Here is a 23,533-nt window from a genome sequence, read left to right on the forward strand (position 1 = left end):
ATTAATCATTTTTGCAGGAGGAAATCCAGACAAAGTTTTCAAAACATAAAAGAGGTCGGATTTCTTCCGACCATGACTAGGCAAAGCCCGCCGAAACCTCAAAAAAGCGAGTAGCGAAAGCACGAAACAGCTCCTGATTACAGTACAAAATAAAAAAGCCCCAAACTTATGTTCAGGGCGGTATATTTTAGAATTTCCTTCGGATTATCTTTCATCATCGTTGTCGTCTTCATCATCGAAAGCATCGTCGTTGTAGTCTTCTTCTTCCTCATCATCAAAAGCATCATCATCTTCGTCTGCAAAGTTTCCGGTAGCTCCGAAGTCATCGAACCCGAAATCATCATCCATTAATGGCATTGCCGATTTCTTTTTGGATCCTCCACTTCCGTTTTTGCTAGGCGCTTTCAAAGGAACATTTCCAAATCTGTAGACCGTGATCGGGTAATTAACGCCTTTTGTTTCGTCGATAACTTCAACCAATTCACAGAAAAATTCCCAAAGGTCAAGAAGTCCGTACTGGAACTGAGCTTTATCTCCTGCATTTTCGAATGCCTCATCGATGTACACATCCGACATAATTTCTCCGTCGCCATCGTCACTCATATCTTCTAGCGGAACACTTTTTACTACCGTTCCGTCTTCTTCAAGCAGATTAAAAGTGGAAAGCTCATCTCCCTGCAAGCTGAATGCACTCTTAATGCCTAAATGTAAGTTCCAAAGCGTCTGTTTCCCTTTTACTTCGATATCCCGGAAAATATCTTCTTTTGCATCTAATATTACGCGGATTTTATAAACCATCAGTTTTTAAATTACTTTTTTGCCGTTGTTATTATGATAAATCTCTGTTGCAAATATAAAATAAATGAGATGTGACAAAAAAATATTTCATTATTTTTTAAAATATTTTTTTTTCATACATTTTGCAAAAATTATTTGCTTTTTTCCAGCATGAAACTGAATTTTGTTCCTTCCAGATAAACGCTTTCCACGGTGATGTTTTCATTATGCGCTTCGAGGATATGTTTTACGATGGCAAGACCAAGTCCGGAACCTCCTTCTCTTCTGCTTCTGCTGGTTTCCACGCGGTAAAATCTTTCGAAAATTCTTGGTAAACTTTCGGATTTAATGCCCATCCCGTTGTCTATGACCTCAATTAAGACTTTATTTTTAAGAACGCTGGTTTTTACGACAACTTTTGCTTCCTGTCTGTTGGCATAATGAATCGCGTTTGAAATTAAATTAATAAAGACCTGTGAAATCTTCTGCTTGTCTGCCTCCACAAAAATCTGTGGCTGCAAAGTCTGGATCTGCAGACTTGCATTATGCTTTTCTGCTTCGAGGTCGAGAAGATCAAAAATTTCTTTAATTAATAAATTGACATCAAATTTGGAAACGGTAAGGTTAATTTCGCCGGCTTCAAGCCTGTTGATCATATCGAGATCCGTTACAATGGCAATTAAACGCTCTACGGATTTATCAATTCTTTCCAGATATTTATCCCGGATGGTAAGATTATCCACTCCGCCGTCGCGCAAAGTTTCCACGTATCCCTGAATGGAAAAAAGAGGTGTTTTCAGTTCGTGGGAAACGTTTCCGATGTATTCTTTACGGTAACTTTCCATTTCTTTCATCATATCAAGTTCGGTAACTTTTCTCTGATTGAGATCTGAGAATCTTTCTCCGAGTTCTTTAATGGTGATATTTTCATCATCATCATGAACAATTTCCTGCGGCAAGAGCTGTGAAAGACCACGAACCTGCTTTTTACCATAATAATTGAACAAAAGTTCCAATACGATATAATTGATGATAAAAATCAGGACAAGACAAATAATCAGTCCGATTTTAAAAAATGGTGTACTGTAATAGATATCCTTTAGTGAATCGAAAATGATTACTAAAAGAAACATCACCAATGTCAGAAGACAAGAGGCGACGAGGGTAAGTCTGTAAAATTTCAATTTTACAAAATTTTAATGGTTGATGTAAAGGTAAGAAATTGAAATTGAGTATTAAACAATAAGTTTATACCCAATTCCTTTTAATGTCTGAATCGTGTTGATTCCCAGTTTTTCTCTCAGTCTTCTGATGTGAACGTCGATGGTTCTTTCTCCCACGATAACGTCATTTCCCCAGACTTTTTCCAGAATTTCTTCTCTTTTGAAAACTTTTTCCGTATTGGAAGCCAATAAATACAAAAGATCGAATTCTTTTTTAGGAAGCAGAAACTGCTGTCCGTTTTTAGAAACCCTGAAGTTGTCTTTATCAATAATTAAATCTCCGATTTCGATTAATTTAGAATTATCAGATACCTGAGAAGTTAACTGCAATAAAGCGTTTACTTTAGAGATCAGAATTTTCGGTTTGATTAATTTAACAATATAGTCGTTTGCACCTGCCTGAAAACCGGCCAATTGTGAAAACTCTTCGCTTCTTGCGGAAAGAAAAACAATTAATGTTTTTTGCAGTTCTTTAATTTTTCTAAGTTCCTGGCAAGTTTCGATACCGTCTTTTTCGGGCATCATGACATCCAATAAAATCAGATCCGGAACAATTTCCTTTGCTTTGTCGATACCTTCATTTCCATTAGTGGCTGTATAAATGTCGTAGCCTTCCTTTTCCAAGTTGTAAGACAGAATCTCTAAAATATCCAGTTCGTCGTCGATTAAGAGGATTTTCTTTTGGTTCATTTTTAATTTTTACGAGTCAAAGTTAATAATATTTTAATCACTGTTTAACAAAACGGATATCGTTCACATAAAGTTAACAATTATATTCTTTTCTTAATGTTTAGTTAAGAAAAAATTAAATTTCCCTAAACCATTTCCCTCGTTAATTCTTTATTCCTTTGCACCGAAAGAATATAGTAAAAAAGAAATGAATTTTAGAAAACTGAGTATCGCAGTTTTGTTTTTAACAACATCGGGAACTGTACTTTACGCTCAAGAGACCAAAAACGACACCGTAAAGAAAGAAAAGAAAATCGAAGGTGTAGTTATTCAAGGAAGCAGCAGTAAGAAAACTGAAACCGCGGTGATGATTGAGCAAAAAAAAGCGATTGTTCAAAAACAAGCAGTAAGTGCCGAAGAAATCTCCAGAAAAGGAATTTCCAACGTAGAGCAAGGTCTTACCAAAGTTACAGGGATTACAACTGTAGAGGGGCGTGGTCTTTTTGTACGAGGTCTTGAAGAGAGATACAACTATCTATTGATAAACGGACTTGGATCTCCCTCTAACAATCCTTTCCAAAAAATTATTGCCTTGAAACAATTCCCAACGGATGTTGTGGGCAAACTGAACATCTATAAGACTTTCAACTCGAATCTTTACGGAGATTTTGCGGGAGCCACTTTCGATATTGAAACACTAACGATTGACAAGGCTTTTTCTAAAATAGAATTTAGTGTTGGAGTAAATACGCTAAGTACTTTCAGAGATAACTTTAAAGTAGCTGAAGGAGCTAAAGGAATTGAGGCTTATCTTGGACTTAATTCTAGAGACAGAAGGCTTCCTAGCGAAATAAGAGACTACAGACCAAATACTTATAATTTTTCCAAAGAGCAATCTCAGAATTCTTTTAAGGATTCATGGAATGTGGATAATATCAAAACTTTACCTAATACAAACATCAGTTTTACGACGGTTCAAAAAATGAAGGTCGGAGAAACAGGAAATATAGGAGTTTTATTATCTCTGAATCAGGGATCAAAATATACGTACAGAGAAGGTGACAATAATCAGTTCAGAGATAACGGACAGGTTGTGGAACTTAGCAATCTTTTAAGAAAAAAGAGCTATGTATATGAGCTTGAGTCTTCTGCATTGTTTGGAGTAGGATATAAAAATAAAGGAACAAATGTTAATTTAAATGCTATTTATCTTCAGAATTCCTCGAACATTATTGAAGATTTCACTGGATATAAAAACTTCAGTGTTGAAGACAACCGTTTCTTCAGAACCAATCAGCAGGATATTTCAAAATTCTTAGATTTGCAGCTTACGGCATCACAGAAGCTTGGAGAACGCCATTTATTCAAAGCCGGAGGTAGCTATGTAATGAACAACTACAGCCAGCCGGACAGAAAAATCTTTGAACTTACTTTACCTAATGATTACAGCAATGCTGTATTTTCCTATGGAGGAAACAATCTCATCAGACAGTATCTTGATGTAAATGGAAAATTTTATGCTTCAGGTTTTGGAGAATATTCTGTATTTCTTGGACAGAAGGGAGATCGTAAGGACTATCCGCTTCAGCTTACAGTAGGATACAACGGGTTTTCTGATATCAGAAAAAATTCTTACCGTTTTATCTTCGGAACTCCGAAAGGGGTGAACACTCCTGTTTATATTGATGTGGATAATATTCAGTCTACATTGAATAACTCCATCATCAACGACAAGCTCTTTTACAAGGAAGATACCGATGCATATTCTTATCTTTCTAACATTTACCAGTTTGTAAATGCGGGTTATCTTAATTTCGATTACAAACCGAGCGATAGTTGGGATATCTTAGTAGGCGGTAGAGTGGAAAATGACATGAGAATCATTCGTTACAGCAAACCAGGAAATTCTACCAGATTAAATCTTACTACAAACAAAAATTATATTCTCCCGTCTCTTTCCATTAAAAAGGCAATTGATAATAAAAATAACATCAGATTATCAGTAAGCAAAACAATTACAAGACCTATACTTATTGAGACAATGCCTATTGAATACATCAATCCGGATAATACCACTGTAAGAGGTAACGAGAATATTGTAAACAGCGAAAACTACAATATCGACCTGAAATGGGAATACTATCCTACCAACAAGGAAATGTTTGCGATCAATGCTTTTGCCAAAAGAATTGATAATGCTATTGAAAAATCCATTGCTCCCTCAGGAAATGCAAGTGGTGTTGTTATCACATTCTACAATGCACAAAAAGCTACAATAGCAGGAGTTGAACTGGAAGGTATTATCAGCTTGGGAAGAATCTCAGATGCTTTGGAAAAATTTACATTAGGAACCAACGCTACTTTTATGTACTCTGATGTAAAGAGAAGTGAAGACCAGCTAAAAACAGAAAGACCTAATATACCGGGATTTACAGACGATCAGCTTCACAAAAGAGGATTGCAAGGTGCGGCTCCGTACACCATCAATGCAGACTTGAAGTATGAGTACAAAAACTCCAAAAATCTCAGCAGCACATTGTCTTTAGTATATAACGTTTCCGGATCAAAAATATATGCTGTCGGAGGTTCCGGTACAGACAATTACTATGAAAAACCATTTAATCAGTTAGATTTTGTTTATCAGAACCAGATCGACAAAAACTGGAACATCAAATTCAGAGTACAAAATATTCTGAACAGCAAATATAGAGTAGAACTTGGAGACAACAGCTACTACCCTGTCAATACAAAAGACAACTACACACTTAACAATTATTTCAACGGAACCAACTTCAATTTTACCGTTGGCTACACATTCTAAAAAATTATTAAAAATTAAATCTTAGTATAAAATGAAAAAGAATCTTTTAACTTTACTTTCTTTAACTCTTGCATTGAGTTTCTCGGTATCTTCTTGTACCATTGATATTAATGATGGAGATAATGGCAGCACAACAGTAACTCCGGGCACAACAGAGAGTGTACTGAGCGGCAGCGGAACGCTTTCCGGAACAATTACTAAAGATATTCTTATTAAAAAAGGCACATATATTCTAGACGGAATCGTAAAGGTGACCAACGGAGCTACTATCACTATTGAAGCAGGTGCCATTTTCAACGCAGTAACTACAAAATCAAGCAGCTTGGTTATCTTACAAGATGGAAAAATAAATGCTGTAGGAACGGCTTCAGAACCTATTGTATTTACTACCACAAACAAACAGCCGGGAGACTGGGGCGGAATTACCATTTACGGAAACGCTCCTATAAAAGCTGTAAACGGTCTTTCACAAGCTCTTTCTGAAGATGGAAACAGTGTTTATTACGGTGGTAATGATGCTAATTCCAACTCAGGAACAATGAAGTTTGTTCGTGTAGAATATGGAGGAAAGAAAATAAATGACGGCACTTCCGAAACCAATTCTATGACGTTCTATGCAGTAGGAGCAGGAACAACTCTTGAAAACCTTGTTTCTTATAAAGGAACAGACGACGGATATGAATTCTTTGGAGGAACTGTAAGTGCTAAAAATCTTGTTTCTTACGGAAATTATGATGACTCTTTCGACTGGCAGGATGCGTGGAGCGGACAAAACAATACCAACTGGTATGCTTTCCAGACAGGAACAGGAAACTTCGGAATGGAAGTGGAAGCCTCTGCAAACGTAGACAATACAGCACCGAAAATATCTAACATTACATTAATAAGAGACAATAATACCAACCCTGAAGTAGCAGGTTCTGTGGAAATTTCAGCAATTCAGTTCAAGAGACAAGGAACAGGAATTTTTTCGAACGTTTACATCAGCGGATACAAAAATACAGGTGGAAAAAATGCTTATGCAGTTCTTATTCAGGATGATGCTACAAATACCAATCAGGTAAATGCAAACCCTAGTAAGGTTACCGTATCTCCAATTAATTATTTAAATTCTGATAACGCAGGTGTTTGGGGATATGCACAGACAAACGGCGGAAAAACTTTCACTAACTCAACTGCGGTTACGAAGGTTTCTTTAACTCCGGGAGCTTGGGCTATGGTAGATGGAGTTAACCTTTTGGCTGCATTACAATAAAAAAGTATTTTTCTTCATATTAAATTCAAAAAACGGCATCGGAAAGATTTTTCCGATGCCGTTTTCATGAATAGATACAATTTTATATTCATTAAAATACAATTGGGAAAATAAGAAGAAAAATGGTAATTTGGTCTTTTCAAATAAACAGATCTTTAACAGTCTGTTTAAAGAAGTAAAATCTAAAAACATTATGAAAAACCGCTTTCAGCATATTTTAGCAGCTTTTATTATCAGTACATCGCTTGTTGTTCATTCTTGTAATAAAGAAGATGAGGACGTTGCGACTATTCCGGTTGTAGGAATTGCAAAAGATCCAAGTAATTTCAAAGGGGAAGTTACCAATGGACAGGTTGTAACTCTGGATGCCACAAAAGTATATGTCCTTAATGGTGCTGTTACTGTAAAAAACGGAGGAAAACTTGTTATTCCGGCAGGAACGAGAATTGTTGCCACAGCAGGAGCATCTTCTTACCTTTTAGTGGAACAAGGCGGACAGTTGTACGCGAACGGAACCTTTAATTCGCCGGTTTCCTTCAGATCTTCCACAGAAGCTTCGGGAAGTTGGGGCGGTGTCGTTATCTGCGGAAAAGCTCCTGTAAATACCGGTACAACCAACGCTTCGGAAATTTTAAATTCCGCTTACGGGGGAACTTCAGCAACAGATAATTCCGGTTCTCTGACGTATGTAAAAATTGAAAACGCGGGAGTGAGTTTTTCAACCAATGTAAAATTCAACGGACTTTCTCTTTTTGGGGTAGGAAGTGATACGAAAGTAGAAAATATTGCTCTAATTAATAGCGCAGAAGACGGAATCCAGATGTATGGAGGAACGGTAAATCTTTCCAACATCGTCTCCATTGGAAACGAAGATGATGCTTTTGTATGGACAGACGGATGGATCGGAACCGCTACCAATATTTTCACTAAAAGAAAAACAAACGGTTCTGGAAATGCCGCAATAAAAGGACTTAACAATGCTTCGAATCCTGCTGCAACTCCAGTTTCCAGCCCTACTGTTAAAAATGTGACGCTTTTGGGTGGAACTTCGGGAGAATCCAAAGCCATCAGATTGTATTCCGGAACGTATGCGAGTTTTGAAAGTGTAGTGGTTTCTAACTGGACCAACGGATTTTCTATTGAAAGTGATCCGACTGTGACCTATATTAACGGACAAAGTAAAATTAAAGATGCTTTTTTCGATACAAATGTTACGAATAAAGTAACTGCTACCTCAACTTCAGGTTCCAGTGTAACACTCTTAAGCAATACCTACAACGAAAAAACAGATGCAATTGGGGCAGGAAATAAGCTTGGAAGTCCGGCTTGGGCAATCGGTTGGTCTTCTTTACAGTAAAATTAATTGTATGCATAAAACAATCGGCTTCAGATAAATCTGAAGCCGATTCTGTTTGAACAAAGGATTGAAAATCATCTATCCTTTAATATTTTTTCAACTAAGAATATTCGAATTTTCTTACTGCTTCCAGCGTCATATCAATTTCTTTATCTTTAATCGCATCACTGATGAAATACGTTTCATAACCACTTGGAGGAAGATAAACTCCGTTTTGCAGCATCTGATGGAAGAAATTATTGAACAATGCATGATTGGCTTCCTGAGCTTCATCAAAATTAGAAACTCTGTTAATATGGAAGAATACCGACATCATAGATCCTTTTCTGTTGATTTTGTGGGCAATTCCTTTTTCGTTTAAAATTTTGCCGATTTCAAAATCCAAAGTTTCCGTAGTTTTTGCCAGTCTGTTGAAGAATTCCGGATCATTTTTTATCAGCTGTAAAGTTTTCAGTCCGGCTCTCATGGCTAAAGGATTTCCGCTTAATGTTCCTGCCTGATAAACGCCTCCTTTTGGAGCCAGATGATCCATAATTTCGTTGCTTCCTGCAAAAGCACCTACCGGAAGTCCGCCTCCGATCACTTTTCCGTATGTTACCAAATCTGCTTTTACATTGTAAAGTTCCTGAGCTCCTCCAAAAGCTAATCTGAAACCTGTCATCACCTCATCAAAAATTAATAAAGCTCCGTTTTCGTCGCAGATTGTTCTTAATTTCTGAAGGAATTCATTTTCCGGCAGAACACAACCCATATTTCCGGCAACCGGCTCAATAATGACCGCTGCAATTTCGCCTTGATTATGTCTGAAAAGATCTTCAACCTGTTCAAAATCATTATATCTTGCCAGTAAAGTATCTTTTGCTGTTCCAGCCGTTACGCCCGGAGAATTCGGATTTCCGAAAGTAGCTGCACCACTACCCGCTTTTATCAGAAATGAATCTGAATGACCGTGATAGCAGCCTTCAAATTTTATAAACTTATCTCTTCCTGTAAAGCCTCTCGCCAATCTGATCGCGCTCATACAGGCTTCCGTACCCGAAGAAACCATTCTGATCTGATCTACATTCGGAACGTTTTCTGTAATGAATTTTGCGATTTCCGTTTCCAGTTCTGTGGGTGCTCCGAAAGAGAATCCTTTTTCAGCCTGAATTTTCAGTTCTTCCAAAACTTCAGGATGTATATGTCCTAAAATGGCAGGTCCCCAAGAATTGATGTAATCGATGTACGTATTGTCATCCGCATCCGTAAGATAGGCTCCTTTTGCAGATTTCATAAAAACAGGCACTCCTCCTACAGATTTGAATGCTCTTACCGGAGAATTTACACCTCCCGGAATGTATTTGTAAGCTTCTTCGAATAAAGCTGAACTTCTTTGGTATTTCATATGTAGTTGTTGGCTGACAGTTGATAGCTGTCGGTTTAACAATCAACCAACAACAATCAACCATCAACAAATTTTAGTTTCTGGGTTTTTTATCAATCAAATAAATTACTTGTCCGGCAGAAGGTTTCTGCCCTTCATCCATTCTGTTTTTGGCGTATAATTTATTTAATTTAATTCCGAATTTCTGGGCGATATCATGCATATCTTCGCCTGCTTCGGCTTTGTAGGTTGCAGTAACTCCGTCAGAATTTTTAGATTCGAGGAAAACAATTTCATTTTTCTTCAGAATATCACTTTCGAGTTCATTCCATTTCATGAGTTTGCTTTCACTGATCTTGAATTTTTTGGCAATGAATTCCACGTTGGTATCTTCAGGAATGATGATGTATTTTAATCCGTCATTCGGATGACTTTTTATTAGAATGGTATTGAGAATTTCCGCTTTTGTTTTAATTCTTTCCACTCTTTTCTGTTGCTGAGCGTAAGAAGTCTGTTTGTAAGGAACCTCAACGGTTACAGGTTCTTTTACTTTTCTGGTATATTTTTCCGGTTCCAGCTGAGCCATGAAAGTTCTGTCGTCTTTCAGATCCGGATACAGTTTCAGAACGGCGTATAAAGCTTCTTTTGAGTTGGTATTGTCGAATTCGTACAATTTATACCTTTCAATTTTTCCGATTAATATGGAAGCGTATCGGGGATTTGTTGCATAACCTGCTTTTTTAAGACCTGTTGCCCACGCTTTATAATCTTTCATGTCTAAATTGAAAAGATTGGCGTAATATTTTCTTGTGGATAAAAAGATGGAATGATCTTCATACGACTGTCTCGGATCGTCGTAAACCCGGAAGCATTCATTCGGAGCATCATCGGTATGCTTCATTGTTTTTCCGGTCCAGTCTTCCTTACATTTAATCCCGAAATGGTTTTTCCCTTCCAGAGCCAATCGGCTTTGTCCGCCTCCTGTTTCCAAAAGTCCCTGTGCAAGCGTGATAGAAGCGGGAATTTTATATTTTTCCATTTCTTCCACTGCATATTTTGCAAATTTCTGGATGTACTGATCTTCGGTTGCCCAGGTCTGGGCTGAGAATTTTGATAAAACTAAAAGGCTTACGATGGTGAAAAGTCTTTTCATGTTTTTCAATTTAAATTATATAATTAAATTTCTGTTCTGTTTTTCTAAAAGCAAATTGGCTCCTTCAATCCCCTGCAAACCGCCGGTGTGGAAGCACAAAATTTTGCTGTTCTCAGGAAAATAATCTTCATCTATCAATTCGAAAATTTTCTGCATCATTTTTCCTGTATAGACCGGCTCCAGCGGAATTCCGTATTTCTCTTTAAAATCATTAATAAAACGGACATTTTCGTCCTTTATTTTGCCATAACCTCCAAAACCTGAATCTATTAGATCAAAATTTTTCTTAGAAGTTAGTTCAGCGATTTTATTTTCCAGTGAATCATCGTCAACCGCTTTAAAACCTATAACTTTCTGATTTTCTTCACTGAATTTTAAAATTCCGGCAACCGTTCCTCCTGTTCCGACTGCGGTGCAAAGATAATCAAAATCTTTTGTATCGTCATTCAGCATCATTTTTACGCCTTCTACAGCGGCTTCATTGGTTCCTCCTTCCGGTACGATGAGCGCTTCCGGGAATTCTTTTTGTAAAAATTCAGTCAGTTTTTCTTTGTGACGATATTCTTCCCTCGTTACAAACTTCAGATTCATTCCGTTTCTTCTGGCAAAAAGTAAAGTCGGATTGTCGCGCCATTTGTCTTTCAGCTCCTCTCCTCTTATAATCCCTAAAGTCGGAATATCTGCTAAATTTCCAACCGCTGAAACGGCAGAAATATGGTTTGAAAATGCACCTCCAAAAGTAATGATGTAGGGTTTTTCCGGATTTCCGGACAGATAATTATTAATATTGAAAAAAAGCTTCCAGTATTTATTTCCTGAAATCTGAGGATGAATCTGGTCTTCTCTTTTCATAAAAAGTTTTACCTTTTTATCAATGGGAATTTCCTGAATCGGGATTTTTTCGGATGGAATATTTAATACCATTTAGGCTGAATCTTTTTTACAAAAATAGTGTTTTTTGGGTGTTAAGTTTTGCTTTGTACAGGTGAGGTTTATCATTGAAGGTAAGGATGGGCAATTTTATTTTTACATATTTGACCACCCCGTCAAAAATTCTTTCGAATTTTCGCCACCCCTCCAGAGGAGGGGAATTTTGTGACATGTTATTGAAAATCTAATCTCTGATAACCATTATCGACTAACTATTTTCTAATTTTAAAGGTATTTTCTGAAACTCCAGAATTTTCTTTTCCTTAGATAATTTAAATTATGTTCGTTGGAATAAGCTTCTCTTTCAAACGAAATTCTTTTGTACGCCTGATAACTGTTATTCAGTTTAAAAAACCAGTAATAATATTCGATTACATAAAAAATGTAGAAGAAAATGATGAGCATTTCCAACTGTTGTCTTAAATGTATTTTTTCATGATTAATCAATATTTTATTTTTCTTATCTTCGGGATTCCTAATGAAGATAAAAGGGAACAGAGCGATGCCGTTGATTTTTAATTTTTTTAAAGGCTTTTGGCATATAATTATCATACTAACAAATATAAAGTTTTTTGACTTAGAGATTTAACCTATGGCACTTTTTGACATCAAAGAAGGTGAAGACTTTTACTACAACGAGCAGGGGTATAAAGTTTTTACGGAAAAGTTTCATCTGAAGAGAGGACATTGCTGTAAAAGTGGCTGTAGACATTGTCCTTACGGATACGATAAAAAGACCGATACATTTATTAAAAACGATAAAAAAAATAAATAAAATGAAGCGATATATCTTCTTACTGTTGGCTTCGGCTACTTTGGGTTTAACGTCATGCAGTCCTTTCAACGTACGTTCTGACTATGCGGACACGGCAAATTTTAATTCATACAAAACTTATAAATTAAGAATTGATGATTTAAAACTGAATGATATTGATAAAGACAGAGTTTTGAATGAACTGTCGAGACAGCTTCAAAGCAAAGGTCTTCAATCCGGAGAAAATCCTGATCTGATTGTAAATGTAAAAGCCAACCATAAAAAAGTAACGGACGTAACCACCACTTCACCTTACGGAGCATGGGGTTGGGGCGGACCTTTCGGATGGGGAATCGGCATGAACAGAACATGGACGAGCAATTATAATGAAGGAGCAATTATTGTGGATCTGGTAGATGCTAAAACTAATAAACTGGTTTGGCAGGGAATCGGAAGCGGAATTTCTGTTGACAGACCTAAAGCGAAACAAAAGCAAATTCCTGAAATTATGGCGGAAATAATGAAGAATTATCCTCCGATGAAATAAGATATAAATCAATCAAATATATAAGAAAGTCAATGCAGTAATTGCATTGACTTTTTTATTGAATTAATGATGTCTCGTTCCTTTATGATGATAGCCGACATTTTGGGGATGAGCTTCATAATTTTTCTGAATTCTATCATTCTGGAAATTTCGGTTTACAGATTTTTCTGAAATTTCGGGTATTTTAAAATGAACTTCTTTTCCGTTTTTGTACATTTTGCCGTCTGCTGTAAAATAAGTTTCATCTTTCTGATAGGTGTTATCGTCTTCTCCTAAAAATGTTTTGGATTCATTTTTTGCACTTTTCATTTTTCGGCTCAGATATACCAGCGTTCCTCCTGTTATTAATGCCAGTGCGATTTTTATTTTGTGATTCATAATGGTGATTTTCCAGAATAAGACAAAATATCTGCCAAATGTAATTTTAATACATTCTAAATTTTTATTTTCAATATTACTTAAAACCATTCAAAATCATCTCATTTTCAATAAAAAACAAAATTTCACCTTGCATACCATTCTACGCATAATTAAATTTAACAATTCCGTAATTTTTTATTGATAAATTTATAGTAATCTTAAAGTCTAAAATCTTGACATGAAAAAACATTTACTAATGGTTGTATTTGCTTCTGTTTTAGCAAATGCTCAGGCTCCTTCGGGATACTACAACTCTGCTAACGGACTTTCCGGAGCTTCATTAAAAACGGCATTAAGCGCTATTATCACGAATGGACATCTTGACAAAGGCTACAACGGACTTTGGACGGCGTACAAAACAACTGACATCGACAAGAATTATGAGAATGACGGTTCTATTCTGGACATTTACTCAGAAAAACCTGTAGGTACAGATCCTTACAAATTTACTCCGGTTACAAACCAATGCGGAACGTATTCGGTGGAAGGAAACTGCTATAACCGTGAACATATTATTCCTCAGAGCTTTTTTAATGAAGCCTCTCCTATGGTTTCAGATATCCATTTTATCAGAGCTACGGACGGAAAAGTAAACGGAATGCGCTCTAATTATCCTTTCGGAAAGGTGGGAACTGCAACGTTTACTTCAAAAAACGGTTCTAAGCTTGGAAATTCTGTTTCTTCAGGTTTTTCGGGAACAGTGTTCGAGCCTATTGATGAATTTAAAGGCGATGTAGCAAGAATGGTATTTTATTTTGTTACGAGATACCAAAGCAAACTCTCCACGTTTACATCCGGAAATATGTTGGGCAGTTCTGCTTTTCCGGGTTTGCAGACTTGGGAACTGAATGTTTTATTGGCATGGCATAATCAGGATCCTGTTTCTCAGGCGGAAATTAACAGAAACAATGCTTCTTATACTTATCAGGGAAACAGAAATCCTTTTATCGATAATCCTAACTACGTGACCCAAATCTGGGGCTCCGCTTCTGGTTCCGGAGGTACATCTATTCCACCAAGCTCCTCAAGCTGCGGCAACGAAACATTTGAGACAATTCCTTCTGAAAGTTCGGCTTCTTATTTAACAAGAACATGGACAAATAATGGTATTACATGGATAGCAACAGATGCAAGAACAGATCAGACGATTTCCACCAAAGCAATCACGATTAGAGACGGCGCATTAACATCAAGCAGTTCAGCCAACGGAATTGGCTCATTAACGGTAACTACCCAACTGAAATTTACAGGTTCCAATGACACCTTCACCGTTAAAGTAAACGGAACAGCGGTAGGAACCGTACCTTACAATACCTCTGCAACAAATACTACTATCAGCAATATTAATATTTCGGGGAACGTCGTTATAACTTTAGAAAACAATTCTACCACCAACAGAGTTGCTATTGATAATCTGAGCTGGACCTGTTATTCTGGAACGGCAAGACAGGTTCAAAGTATTTCTTCCGAATTAATTTCAGATCAGAATACGTTACAGATTTCGCCTAATCCTGTTTCCAACAATGAAATTTTTGTAAAAGGGGAAACGCAGAATATTAAGAAAGCGGAGATCTATAATCTTCACGGAAAAGTAATGCAGACAATCGATCAGCCTTTTAAAAACAGTAAAAATTCTATTAAAATTAAAAATCTGGAGCAGGGAATTTATATTTTAAAGTTAGATGCTTCTTCATTGAAGTTTATTGTGAAATAAATTTTCCTTTAAGAAATAATAAAGCCTTCTCTCAATTGAAAGAAGGCTTTTATTTTTATTAGAAAATATTAATAATAGTTACAAACAGAATTTCTCCCATCCATAAATCCTGTAAATATAATATCCTAATTTATTGCTTAATCTTAAATTATTTTCTTCCCATTTTAGAAATTTCCTGCATTTGTTCCATGTAACCATCCCATCCCACAGTAGCAAGGATATAAACCATATAAAGAACCTGAAGACTTCCTAAAGCAAGTCCAATAATACATAAAATACGTCCTGTATTCAAATTGTTAAAATCAGTATATGCTTGAGGGGCTGCATCATAAAGTAATTTATCTTTATTATACTTGCTTAGACCAATTAATCCACAAATAATTCCGATTAAACCTGTGCAGCAGCAAGTTCCTACCACTGAAATAATTCCTAAAATAAGCACCGTTTGTGCATTTGGCAATTTTTGTTCCATAGTTTTAATTTTTTATAAATGTTTGTTGTTTTAATGATTCATAAAATAATGTTTGTAAAAGTAAGAAACGACCATAATTACTGCATTTAAACCAGCCAAAAAAACAAGTAAATTTCCGTAATTCCTTTTTCTGTCTACAAAATTGAGGAAAACCGTTCCGAAAAAAAGCAATAAAGTGTAAACTGCAGGAAACATATGAAATGCTTCTCCAAACCTGCCTTCAAAAACCATGACAATAGCTCTCTGCGTTCCACACCCAAAACAGTCGATTCCAAAGAATTTCTTGATGGGACAAGGCAGCATAAAGTCTTCTATTTTCATTATAATACAGGGTTATGATTCTCAAATATATAAAAAAATTATTTAGAAATTTTTGCTCTTAAATACTGATGCGGAAAGAAGCATTCTTCATCCATTTCAAAAGAACCCTGAACGGCGATGTAAGGATTTCTTAAGCTTTCTCTGGCGATGAAAATTAAATCTGCCTCTCCTTTTTGCAGAATTTCCTCCGCCTGATTGACTCTCGTAATTAATCCTACTGCTCCTGTTTTTGTTTCTGCCTCATTTTTCACCTGCGAAGCAAACGGAACCTGATAACCGTCGTGAACCGGAATTTTTACTCCGTGAATATTTCCTCCGCTTGAAACATCTACCAGATCTACCGAATGATTTTTAAGGATTTTAGCAAGCTCAGCACTGTCTTCTATTTCCCAGCCGTTTTCTGCATATTCTGTTCCGGAAATTCTTACAAATAAGGCAACGTTTTCATTTAATTCTTCGTTAACTGCGTTTACGATTTCAACTAAAAACCGTATTCTGTTCTCGAAACTTCCGCCATATTCATCGGTTCTGATGTTGGAAAGCGGTGATAAAAACTGATGGATAAGATAACCGTGTGCAGCATGAATTTCTATGACATCGAAGCCTGCTTTTACCGATCTTCTTGCTGCCTGTCTGAAGTTTTCAACCTGTTCTTTGATTTCCTCGATGGTTAAAACATGTGGAATTCTTTCGGTCGGATGATACGGAATCGGACTTGGTGCGATGGTTTCCCAGCCTTCTTCAATCGGGATCTGTACATTGTTCCATGCAGATCCTTTTCTTCCGGCATGCGCAAGCTGAATGCCTATTTTGGTTTCTGAGTTCCGGTGTACAAATTCTACAATTTTCTTTAGTTTTTCTGCCTGTTCGTCGTTCCAGATTCCCATACAGTGGTTGGTAATTCTTCCGCGGGGTTCTACTCCCGTTGCTTCAAGGATGATTAGTCCGATTCCGCCCTGCGCTCTGCTTCCGTAATGTACAAAATGGAAATCGTTGGCTAATCCGTTTTCGGAAGAATACATACACATTGGAGACATTACCCAACGGTTTTTCAACTCAACATTTCTGAATCTGATTGGAGTGTATAACATTTTTGATCTGATTTTTTGAAATTTTAAAGAATGAGATAATATTGCCCACTTCATGAAAAAGAAGTAAATTTATCCCCCTTTTTTTAACCCACAATATATGAAAAAAGAAACTCATATCAGTTACGAATATTTTAACAATAAAGGCGAACTGAACGATATAGAAAAAAAATTATTTGCAAAAGCGAAAGAAGCGCGCGAGAATGCTTATGCTCCCTATTCTCATTTTCTGGTTGGCTGTTCTGTGCTTCTGGAAAACGGAGAGATCTATACCGGGAACAATCAGGAGAATGCGGCGTATCCTTCGGGACTTTGCGCGGAAAGGACTGCTCTTTTCTGGATCGGGGCAAATTTTCCGTCTGAAAAAATAAAGAAAATCTTTATTGTAGGCGGACCGAAAGAGTTTTCTGAGAAAAACCCGCCGATTCCGCCATGCGGATCGTGCAGACAGAGCATTATAGAATATGAAACGAAGCAGAATGAAAATATTGAGCTTTATTTTTCTAATCTGAATGATGAGGTGGTGAAGGTACATTCTATTAAGGATCTTCTGCCGTTTTATTTTGACGGTACTTTTTTATAGTTAAAACTTGTTTAAACTAATTTCAGAATTAACCGCAAAAGGGACAAAAGATAATGTTAAAGCGAATTTCCAGAATAATCAAAGCGCTCAAAAGAATAAAAATCAAAGATTTTTAAAAACTATTGTTTTCTTTTTCATTTATAATAATCAACTTTAAATAAAAAATTTAGTAGATCTTTTGTGATTTTTGCGGTTAAATAAAGTTTAAACAGACTTTTAAAATGTTTAAATAATAGTAAATAAGAATTCAGGTTGGATTTTCGCAAAGTCACAACGTTGTTTAAGATAGTATGCTTTAAGGCGCAAGGATTTTATATGCGATAAAATTTCATCAGCATTATAAAAGAAAATCTTTAATTTTCTTCTTGCGTCTTAAAAGAATAGAACTTTTATCAAACCTTTCACCTTAGTTTTTTTCAATAAGAATATCTTTATTTTAACAAGTTTAAACAAACTCTTAACTTCTGTTTGGACTTTTATTTAAGGGAAAGTTTTTTAAGAAGGGACTTTCTTTCATCACATAAGATTTTGAATGATGCGTATTTAAAATAGAAGAACACATTAGTCTTTAAAAATCTATGATTTTCTTCTTTAGTGATGTTTATTTTAAAGTAATTAAATAACTTGCTTAAACTTTTACCACAAAAGATGCAAAAGATTTAAACAATTTAGTTTCTTAAGTTTAGTCCTTAAATGGAAAAAAAAGAGCACATAAGTTTAAAAAATCAAAGATTTTTTCTCTTTGCAGACTTTTGAAATACTTTAAATCAATTCAATAAAGTCTTTTGTCTTTTTTGCGGCTAAATTTAAAATGAGTTTAAAGAAACTTAAAGTAAGATTTTAATACATTTTAAATAATTCTTACTGAAAATTATTATTTATTTTTCAATAGAATCTGAGTTTTATAAAACTGTTTATTTTCTGCGGTTTTATTTTCCTAGTCCAGATTGAGCGGCATGTCTGAGCTCTTTTTTGGATTCGGCGGCGGCTTTTGCAGCCGCCGAATCCAAAAAAAGCGAGTAGCGAAAGCTGGAAAAAGCTCCTGATCTTATTTTTTGTCTGCAACACAACAAATCATTGTTTTATTAAAAAGGTACTTAACGGCTATTTTTTTTGTCAATAAATTAAAAAAGTTATCTTTGCAAAAATTTTGGTTTCCATTAATTTGGAATGAAAAGGGAATTGGGCGAAAATCCCAAACTGTCCCCGCAACTGTAAATCGCATACAAGATTTCTACGATAAACCACTGTGAAAACGGGAAGGTGTAGAAAGCGAAAGTCAGGAGACCTGCCAAAATGTAATCTTAAAAACATTGCTTTCGGAGGAAAAGTAAAATAGGAATGGCATTAAAAAGATCTTTAGTACTGCTTTTTGCATCATACGGTTGTTTTCTTTACGCACAGGAGAAAGCTATTGACACCGTTTATGTTTTTGACAATCAGATGAATAAGGTAAAACTTTTTCATCCGGTTACTACAATTACTCCCAAAGATATCGAAAAAAATTCCGCCAATCTTTCTGAGACGCTGCGTTTTCAGTCTCCTGTTTACATTAAGGAAAATGGACGTGGCGCGGTTTCTTCGCCTTCTTTCAGGGGAACAACGGCGCAGCAGACTGCTTTTGTGTGGAATGGAATTAACATCAATTCTGTTCTTTTAGGACAGGGAGATGTTAATAATATCGCGATTTTCGGTTATGATGCGCTTGAAGTGAAAGCTGGCGGCGGAAGTGTGGTTTACGGAAGCGGAGCGATCGGAGGAAGTATTCACCTTAACAATGAACTGAAATTTAATGAGGGTTTTCAAGCAACTTTACATAGTGAAGTGGCTTCTTATGAGACGTTCCAGAATTATTTTAAAACTTCTTTCAGCAATGCGGATTTCAGTTTTAAGGCATCCGGAAATTATTTCATCAGTCAAAATAATTATGAGGTTCCTGAAAAGCAGTATATCAACCGAAACGGTAAATATTTTAACGGTACAGCGAACATTGGCTTCAGTTACAAAATTGCCCGAAATCAGAAAATTTCTTGGCAAAGCCAGTTGTATGATGCGGAACAGAATTATCCTATTTTCACGGAAAACGGCAATCGTACGAAATATGCAGCGCAGACTTTCCGAAGCCTTCTTACCCACGATATTAATTCAAAATCGATTTCAAACAGCCTGAAAGCGGCTTACACGGAAGAAAATTTCCAGTATTTCGGTGTTTTTGAAGCTCCTAAAACCAGTGGCGGAACGGGAAAAATTCTGATTTTTAAAGATGACTTCAATTATTTCATCACGCCTAAACTGAATGTTAATGTTATTGGAGAATTTCAGATCAATAAAGGAGAAGGCTATCAATCCGGAATTGAGAATGTAAAAAGAAATATTTATTCTGTTGCAGGATTGTTCAGATATTTCCCTACCCAAAAGCTGAGACTGGAAGCTGGAATCAAGAAGGATTTTATTGACAATATAGAATCGCCTGTGCTTTATTCTTTTTCAGGAAAGTGGAAGCTTTCTGACTGGTACAGTTTAGGGACAAGTTTTTCAAAGAATTTCAGATTTCCTTCTTTTAATGATCTTTACTGGAATCCGGGCGGAAACTTGGATCTGAAGGCTGAGACGTCTTTGCAGACTGAAATGAGCCACGAATTGGCGTTCGGAAAATTCATGTTGAGTCTCACGCCTTATTACATGAAAATAAAGGATATGATCCAATGGATTCCCACTTCTATGGGATATTGGTCACCAAGAAACGTAAGAAATGTTGAGTCTTATGGTCTTGAGTCTAAAATTGGATTTCAGCAAAAGTTTTCAAAGGAACATTCTTTAAAAATAAATACGGGATACAGCTATACGAGATCTGTAGATCTTGAGACGAAAAATCAGCTGATGTATGTTCCTCTTCATAAGGTTTTCGGGAATGCAGATTATCAGTACCAATTTATGAATCTGTATGTTCAGGGAATGTTTACGGGTAAGACTTTTACCACTTCTGATGAGAATAACGATTATCTTATAAAACCATATTTCGTCCTGAATGCAGGATTGTCTGCAACTGTTGCCAAAAAGTATACTTTAGGATTGAGGGTAAATAATATTACCGACGAGATCTATGAAACGATGGCATATTATCCATTACCTAAAAGAAACTACAGTTTTTACATCAACTTAAATTTTTAAAATCAATTATTATATTATGAAATTCAACAGACTTTTTCAGCTTTTACTGGCTTTGATCCTTGTGATTAATGTTTCATGTAGTGATGATGAATATGTAATGCCGTCGCGAGGTGATTATGAAAACGGATATTTTATTGCGAATGAAGGAAACTTCGGAACACCTACAGCGAATGTTTCTTTTATTTCTAAAGATCTTTCTGTATTGGAAAACGATATTTATAAGAAAAATAACAACGAAAATCTGGGTGATGTTTTGCAGACGATCACATTCAGTGATGACAGAGCTTTTTTGCTTCTGAACAATTCTAATAAAGTACAGGTTGTTAACCGTTACAATTTCAAAAAGACCGGAGAAATTACAGCTCAGTTGGATAATCCTAGATATATGACAATCAGCAACGGAAATCTTTATGTTTCTAACGATAAGTATAACGGAGGAAAATATGTGAATGTTTACAAGCTTTCTGATCTTTCTTTTGTGAAGAAAATTCCTTTCGCTTCCACTTCTACAGCGGAAAGAGTGGTAGAAGCAGGAGGAACGGTATTTGTGCAGAATGCTACTTACAGCTATGGAAGTACGCTTACGAGAATCAATACTTCAACCAATGAGATCATTAATACGGTTGCTGTTCCTAACGGTGAGATCGAAAAAACCATCAGTTACAATAACAATGTGTATGTAATTGCTTCAGGAACATCTAATTCTTATATCTACGAAATTTCTCCTGCAGGAACGATTACAAAAACTACAACTTTAACCGGTATCGCCAATGCAAGAAATCTTGAAATTGATGGTGGAAAATATTACTTCACCTCTGCCAACAAGATTTATACAATGGATATGAATGCAACAACAGCTCCTTCTGCCCCTCTTATCAATTTTGTAGACGGAGGGCAATATTTTACGCTGTACGGCTTTTCTGTAAAAGACGGAAAAATCTTTGCATCTGATGTAAAAGGTTTTACCGCTCCATCTGAAGTTACAGTATATAACACTTCAGGAACAGTTCTGAAAAAATTTGTAACAGGCATCGGATCTAATGCCGCTTATTTAAATTAATTTTTTTTGAAATAATAAAAGATTACGGCGGAGCTTTCAGCTCCGCCGTAATTATTTAAGGTGTTTTTGCTATAATAAGAACTGAATATTTATTTTTTGAATTTATCGGCTTGGTTGAAATACTCAATCTCTTTTCCTTAAAATAAGAAGCTGAAGAATCCCCACAAACCACCAAACAGGAAACCTGAAATAGTTATAAAGCAATGTAAAATTATCAACAATTGGCTGATCTTTTGTCGCTTTTTCAATTTCAAAATCAACAGATAAAAGCGGAATAACAAATCCAAAAAATAAAAACGCAACCAGATATAAAATCCAGTTGCGTTTTCTAATTATTTTAAACTTCCAGACAACAATGTTGACAAGGAAAATTAATACTAAAATGATATAATCAAATGTCCCGAAAAACATTTAGGCAAGTGTCAATCCAAGCTTTTCCGCTTCAGCAATCACAAAAGTTCTCGCTTCCTCGCTGTCGTTTCCAATTTCGCCTTCCAGAATGGCTTCTTTTACTTTTTCCTTTAAAATTCCAATCTCGCGACCCGGTTTTAGATTGAACATTGCCATAATTTCTTCTCCTGAAATTGGCGGCTGGAAATTTCTTACCTGATCTTTTTCCTCAACTTCTTTAATCTTAACAGCAACATATTCAAAATTTTTCTTGAATTTCTCCTGCTTTTTAGAATTTTTGGTGGTAATATCGGCTTTACAAAGAGTGAAAAGATCTTCCATATTTTCTCCTGCATCAAACAGTAATCTTCGCAACGCAGAATCCGAAGCATCATCGGTAATCAGAGCAATCGGTCGAGACGAAAGTTTTACCATCTTCTGAACATATTTCATGTCCGAACCTAAAGGCAGTTTCAGTCTCTGGAATAATGTTTTTACCATTTTTGAGCCTAAAAACTCGTGCCCGTGGAATGTCCATCCTGTTCCTTCAACGAATTTTTTGGTCGGCGCCTTTCCAATGTCGTGAAGCAATGCAGACCAACGAAGCCACAAATTTTCCGTGTTTTCAGAAATATTGTCTACCACCTCCAAAGTATGGTAAAAATTGTCTTTATGGGTTTGTCCTTCCACCTCTTCTACTCCTTTCAGATCAATCAGTTCAGGAATAATTAATTTCATCAGACCCGTCTGTTCCATTAATTTCAGACCAATAGATGGCTTTTTGGAAAGCATGATTTTATTAAATTCCACCATGATTCTTTCCGTCGAAACAATTTTGATCCTTTCGGCTTCCTGCTTAATGGCTTCCAAAGAATTTTCTTCGATCTGAAACTGAAGCGTAGAAGCAAAACGGATGGCTCTCATCATCCTCAAAGGATCATCAGAATAGGTTTGTGCAGGTTCCAGAGGCGTTCTTAAAATTCCTTTTTCCAGATCATCTACTCCATTGAAGGGATCGATTAGTTCACCAAAATTATCCTGATTTAACGAAATTGCCATGGCATTCACCGTAAAATCTCTTCTTTTCTGGTCGTCCTCAATGGTTCCGCCTTCCACTTCCGGTTTACGGCTGTTTTCGGTGTAGCTTTCCTTTCTTGCGCCTACGAATTCAAGCTCAAGATCTTTGTATTTGATCATCGCTGTACCATACGTTTTGAAAACCGAAACTTTCATTTTCGGATCAATTTCTTTTCCTACGTTTTGGGCAAGCTCGATACCGCTTTGTTCGGTCACAAAATCAATATCCGTTGATGCTTTTCTTTTCATCAAAAGATCGCGTACGTAGCCTCCGACGACATACACAGACTGGTTGTTTCGGGCTGCAACCTCCGAAATAATTTTGAAAAGTTTTAAATTTTTATTTTGAGTAAGGTTAATTTTCATTTTCTAATACGCTAATGCCGTT

General features: G+C 36.2%; 22 protein-coding genes and 1 riboswitch. Of the genes, 9 read left to right on the top strand and 13 right to left on the bottom strand.

The genetic code is table 11. The annotated features are described in order from the left end of the window. Positions 1–204: 204 nt before the first annotated feature. From DD829_RS05790 to DD829_RS05800, 3 genes are all read right to left on the bottom strand, one after another. On the bottom strand, positions 205–798 hold the full coding sequence (locus tag DD829_RS05790) for an IS1096 element passenger TnpR family protein (protein ID WP_108411714.1): 594 nt from the start codon (positions 796–798) through the stop codon (positions 205–207). A 131-nt stretch (positions 799–929) separates the two neighbouring features. After that, on the bottom strand, positions 930–1,961 hold the full coding sequence (locus tag DD829_RS05795) for a sensor histidine kinase (protein ID WP_116547608.1): 1,032 nt from the start codon (positions 1,959–1,961) through the stop codon (positions 930–932). Positions 1,962–2,012: 51 nt separating this feature from the next. Then, entirely contained in the window at positions 2,013–2,690 is a 678-nt protein-coding gene (locus DD829_RS05800) for a response regulator transcription factor (RefSeq protein ID WP_076396546.1), read from the bottom strand. Between the two features lie 187 nt (positions 2,691–2,877). Here DD829_RS05800 and DD829_RS05805 point away from each other — a divergent pair, with 187 nt between their 5' ends. From DD829_RS05805 to DD829_RS05815, 3 genes are all read left to right on the top strand, one after another. Further along, on the top strand, positions 2,878–5,490 hold the full coding sequence (locus tag DD829_RS05805; protein WP_108409367.1) for a TonB-dependent receptor plug domain-containing protein: 2,613 nt from the start codon (positions 2,878–2,880) through the stop codon (positions 5,488–5,490). Positions 5,491–5,521: 31 nt separating this feature from the next. Further along, complete coding sequence (locus tag DD829_RS05810) at positions 5,522–6,745, top strand: hypothetical protein (RefSeq protein ID WP_108409368.1); 1,224 nt, start codon at positions 5,522–5,524, stop codon at positions 6,743–6,745. A gap of 193 nt (positions 6,746–6,938) precedes the next feature. Next, positions 6,939–8,102 (top strand): hypothetical protein, encoded by a 1,164-nt coding sequence (locus tag DD829_RS05815; RefSeq protein ID WP_228408136.1) that lies wholly within the window; start codon positions 6,939–6,941, stop codon positions 8,100–8,102. A gap of 100 nt (positions 8,103–8,202) precedes the next feature. Here DD829_RS05815 and hemL read toward each other — a convergent pair whose 3' ends face one another. The 4 genes from hemL to DD829_RS05835 all read right to left on the bottom strand — a co-directional run bounded on the left by hemL (position 8,203) and on the right by DD829_RS05835 (position 12,100). Next, positions 8,203–9,486 (bottom strand): glutamate-1-semialdehyde 2,1-aminomutase, encoded by a 1,284-nt coding sequence (gene hemL / locus DD829_RS05820; RefSeq protein ID WP_108409369.1) that lies wholly within the window; start codon positions 9,484–9,486, stop codon positions 8,203–8,205. A 73-nt stretch (positions 9,487–9,559) separates the two neighbouring features. Continuing rightward, positions 9,560–10,618, bottom strand: a complete 1,059-nt coding sequence (locus tag DD829_RS05825) for a glucosaminidase domain-containing protein (RefSeq protein WP_108409370.1) — start codon at positions 10,616–10,618, stop codon at positions 9,560–9,562. A 15-nt stretch (positions 10,619–10,633) separates the two neighbouring features. Then, a complete protein-coding gene (locus DD829_RS05830) occupies positions 10,634–11,542 on the bottom strand; it encodes a 1-aminocyclopropane-1-carboxylate deaminase/D-cysteine desulfhydrase (protein WP_116547609.1) in 909 nt (302 codons plus the stop codon). 231 nt (positions 11,543–11,773) lie between these two features. After that, positions 11,774–12,100, bottom strand: coding sequence for a hypothetical protein (locus DD829_RS05835; protein ID WP_116547610.1), 327 nt, complete (start codon positions 12,098–12,100; stop codon positions 11,774–11,776). 40 nt (positions 12,101–12,140) lie between these two features. On the opposite strand from DD829_RS05835, the gene DD829_RS05840 reads away from it, so the two are divergent. Together DD829_RS05840 and DD829_RS05845 are read left to right on the top strand one after the other, a co-directional pair. Continuing rightward, the gene (locus tag DD829_RS05840; protein WP_029294953.1) at positions 12,141–12,323 is read left to right on the top strand and encodes a DUF5522 domain-containing protein; all 183 of its coding nucleotides are present in this window, start codon (positions 12,141–12,143) and stop codon (positions 12,321–12,323) included. Between the two features lies 1 nt (position 12,324). Beyond that, entirely contained in the window at positions 12,325–12,849 is a 525-nt protein-coding gene (locus DD829_RS05845; protein WP_076396528.1) for a DUF4136 domain-containing protein, read from the top strand. Between the two features lie 63 nt (positions 12,850–12,912). Here the strand turns inward: DD829_RS05845 and DD829_RS05850 are convergent, their stop codons facing one another. Further along, a complete protein-coding gene (locus DD829_RS05850) occupies positions 12,913–13,227 on the bottom strand; it encodes a hypothetical protein (protein WP_123906818.1) in 315 nt (104 codons plus the stop codon). Between the two features lie 220 nt (positions 13,228–13,447). Here DD829_RS05850 and DD829_RS05855 point away from each other — a divergent pair, with 220 nt between their 5' ends. Beyond that, positions 13,448–14,983, top strand: a complete 1,536-nt coding sequence (locus tag DD829_RS05855; RefSeq protein ID WP_116547611.1) for an endonuclease — start codon at positions 13,448–13,450, stop codon at positions 14,981–14,983. A gap of 148 nt (positions 14,984–15,131) precedes the next feature. Here the strand turns inward: DD829_RS05855 and DD829_RS05860 are convergent, their stop codons facing one another. From DD829_RS05860 to namA, 3 genes are read right to left on the bottom strand one after another with little or no spacing between them, the layout of a single operon-like run. Beyond that, positions 15,132–15,455: a CCC motif membrane protein gene (locus DD829_RS05860; RefSeq protein ID WP_116547612.1), complete on the bottom strand. Its 324-nt coding sequence runs from the start codon at positions 15,453–15,455 to the stop codon at positions 15,132–15,134. 30 nt (positions 15,456–15,485) lie between these two features. Further along, positions 15,486–15,776, bottom strand: a complete 291-nt coding sequence (locus tag DD829_RS05865; RefSeq protein WP_116547613.1) for a DUF2752 domain-containing protein — start codon at positions 15,774–15,776, stop codon at positions 15,486–15,488. Positions 15,777–15,814: 38 nt separating this feature from the next. Continuing rightward, on the bottom strand, positions 15,815–16,867 hold the full coding sequence (namA, locus tag DD829_RS05870; RefSeq protein ID WP_108409933.1) for an NADPH dehydrogenase NamA: 1,053 nt from the start codon (positions 16,865–16,867) through the stop codon (positions 15,815–15,817). Between the two features lie 97 nt (positions 16,868–16,964). Here namA and cdd point away from each other — a divergent pair, with 97 nt between their 5' ends. From cdd to DD829_RS05885, 3 genes are all read left to right on the top strand, one after another. Then, positions 16,965–17,447: a cytidine deaminase gene (cdd, locus tag DD829_RS05875; RefSeq protein WP_076396514.1), complete on the top strand. Its 483-nt coding sequence runs from the start codon at positions 16,965–16,967 to the stop codon at positions 17,445–17,447. Positions 17,448–18,581: 1,134 nt separating this feature from the next. Further along, positions 18,582–18,758: riboswitch (cobalamin riboswitch) on the top strand. A 30-nt stretch (positions 18,759–18,788) separates the two neighbouring features. Then, positions 18,789–20,618: a TonB-dependent receptor plug domain-containing protein gene (locus DD829_RS05880; RefSeq protein ID WP_108409363.1), complete on the top strand. Its 1,830-nt coding sequence runs from the start codon at positions 18,789–18,791 to the stop codon at positions 20,616–20,618. Between the two features lie 16 nt (positions 20,619–20,634). Beyond that, positions 20,635–21,678: a DUF5074 domain-containing protein gene (locus tag DD829_RS05885; RefSeq protein ID WP_108409362.1), complete on the top strand. Its 1,044-nt coding sequence runs from the start codon at positions 20,635–20,637 to the stop codon at positions 21,676–21,678. Between the two features lie 123 nt (positions 21,679–21,801). On the opposite strand, the gene DD829_RS05890 is transcribed toward DD829_RS05885, so the two are convergent. Both DD829_RS05890 and DD829_RS05895 read right to left on the bottom strand, forming a co-directional pair. After that, a complete protein-coding gene (locus DD829_RS05890; protein WP_108411009.1) occupies positions 21,802–22,089 on the bottom strand; it encodes a hypothetical protein in 288 nt (95 codons plus the stop codon). Next, positions 22,090–23,511, bottom strand: coding sequence for a CCA tRNA nucleotidyltransferase (locus tag DD829_RS05895; protein ID WP_108411008.1), 1,422 nt, complete (start codon positions 23,509–23,511; stop codon positions 22,090–22,092). Between the last annotated feature and the right edge of the window lie 22 nt (positions 23,512–23,533).

Origin of the sequence: Chryseobacterium sp. HMWF035 (assembly GCF_003094695.1) — a bacterium.
In the GTDB taxonomy this organism is placed as follows: domain Bacteria; phylum Bacteroidota; class Bacteroidia; order Flavobacteriales; family Weeksellaceae; genus Chryseobacterium; species Chryseobacterium gambrini.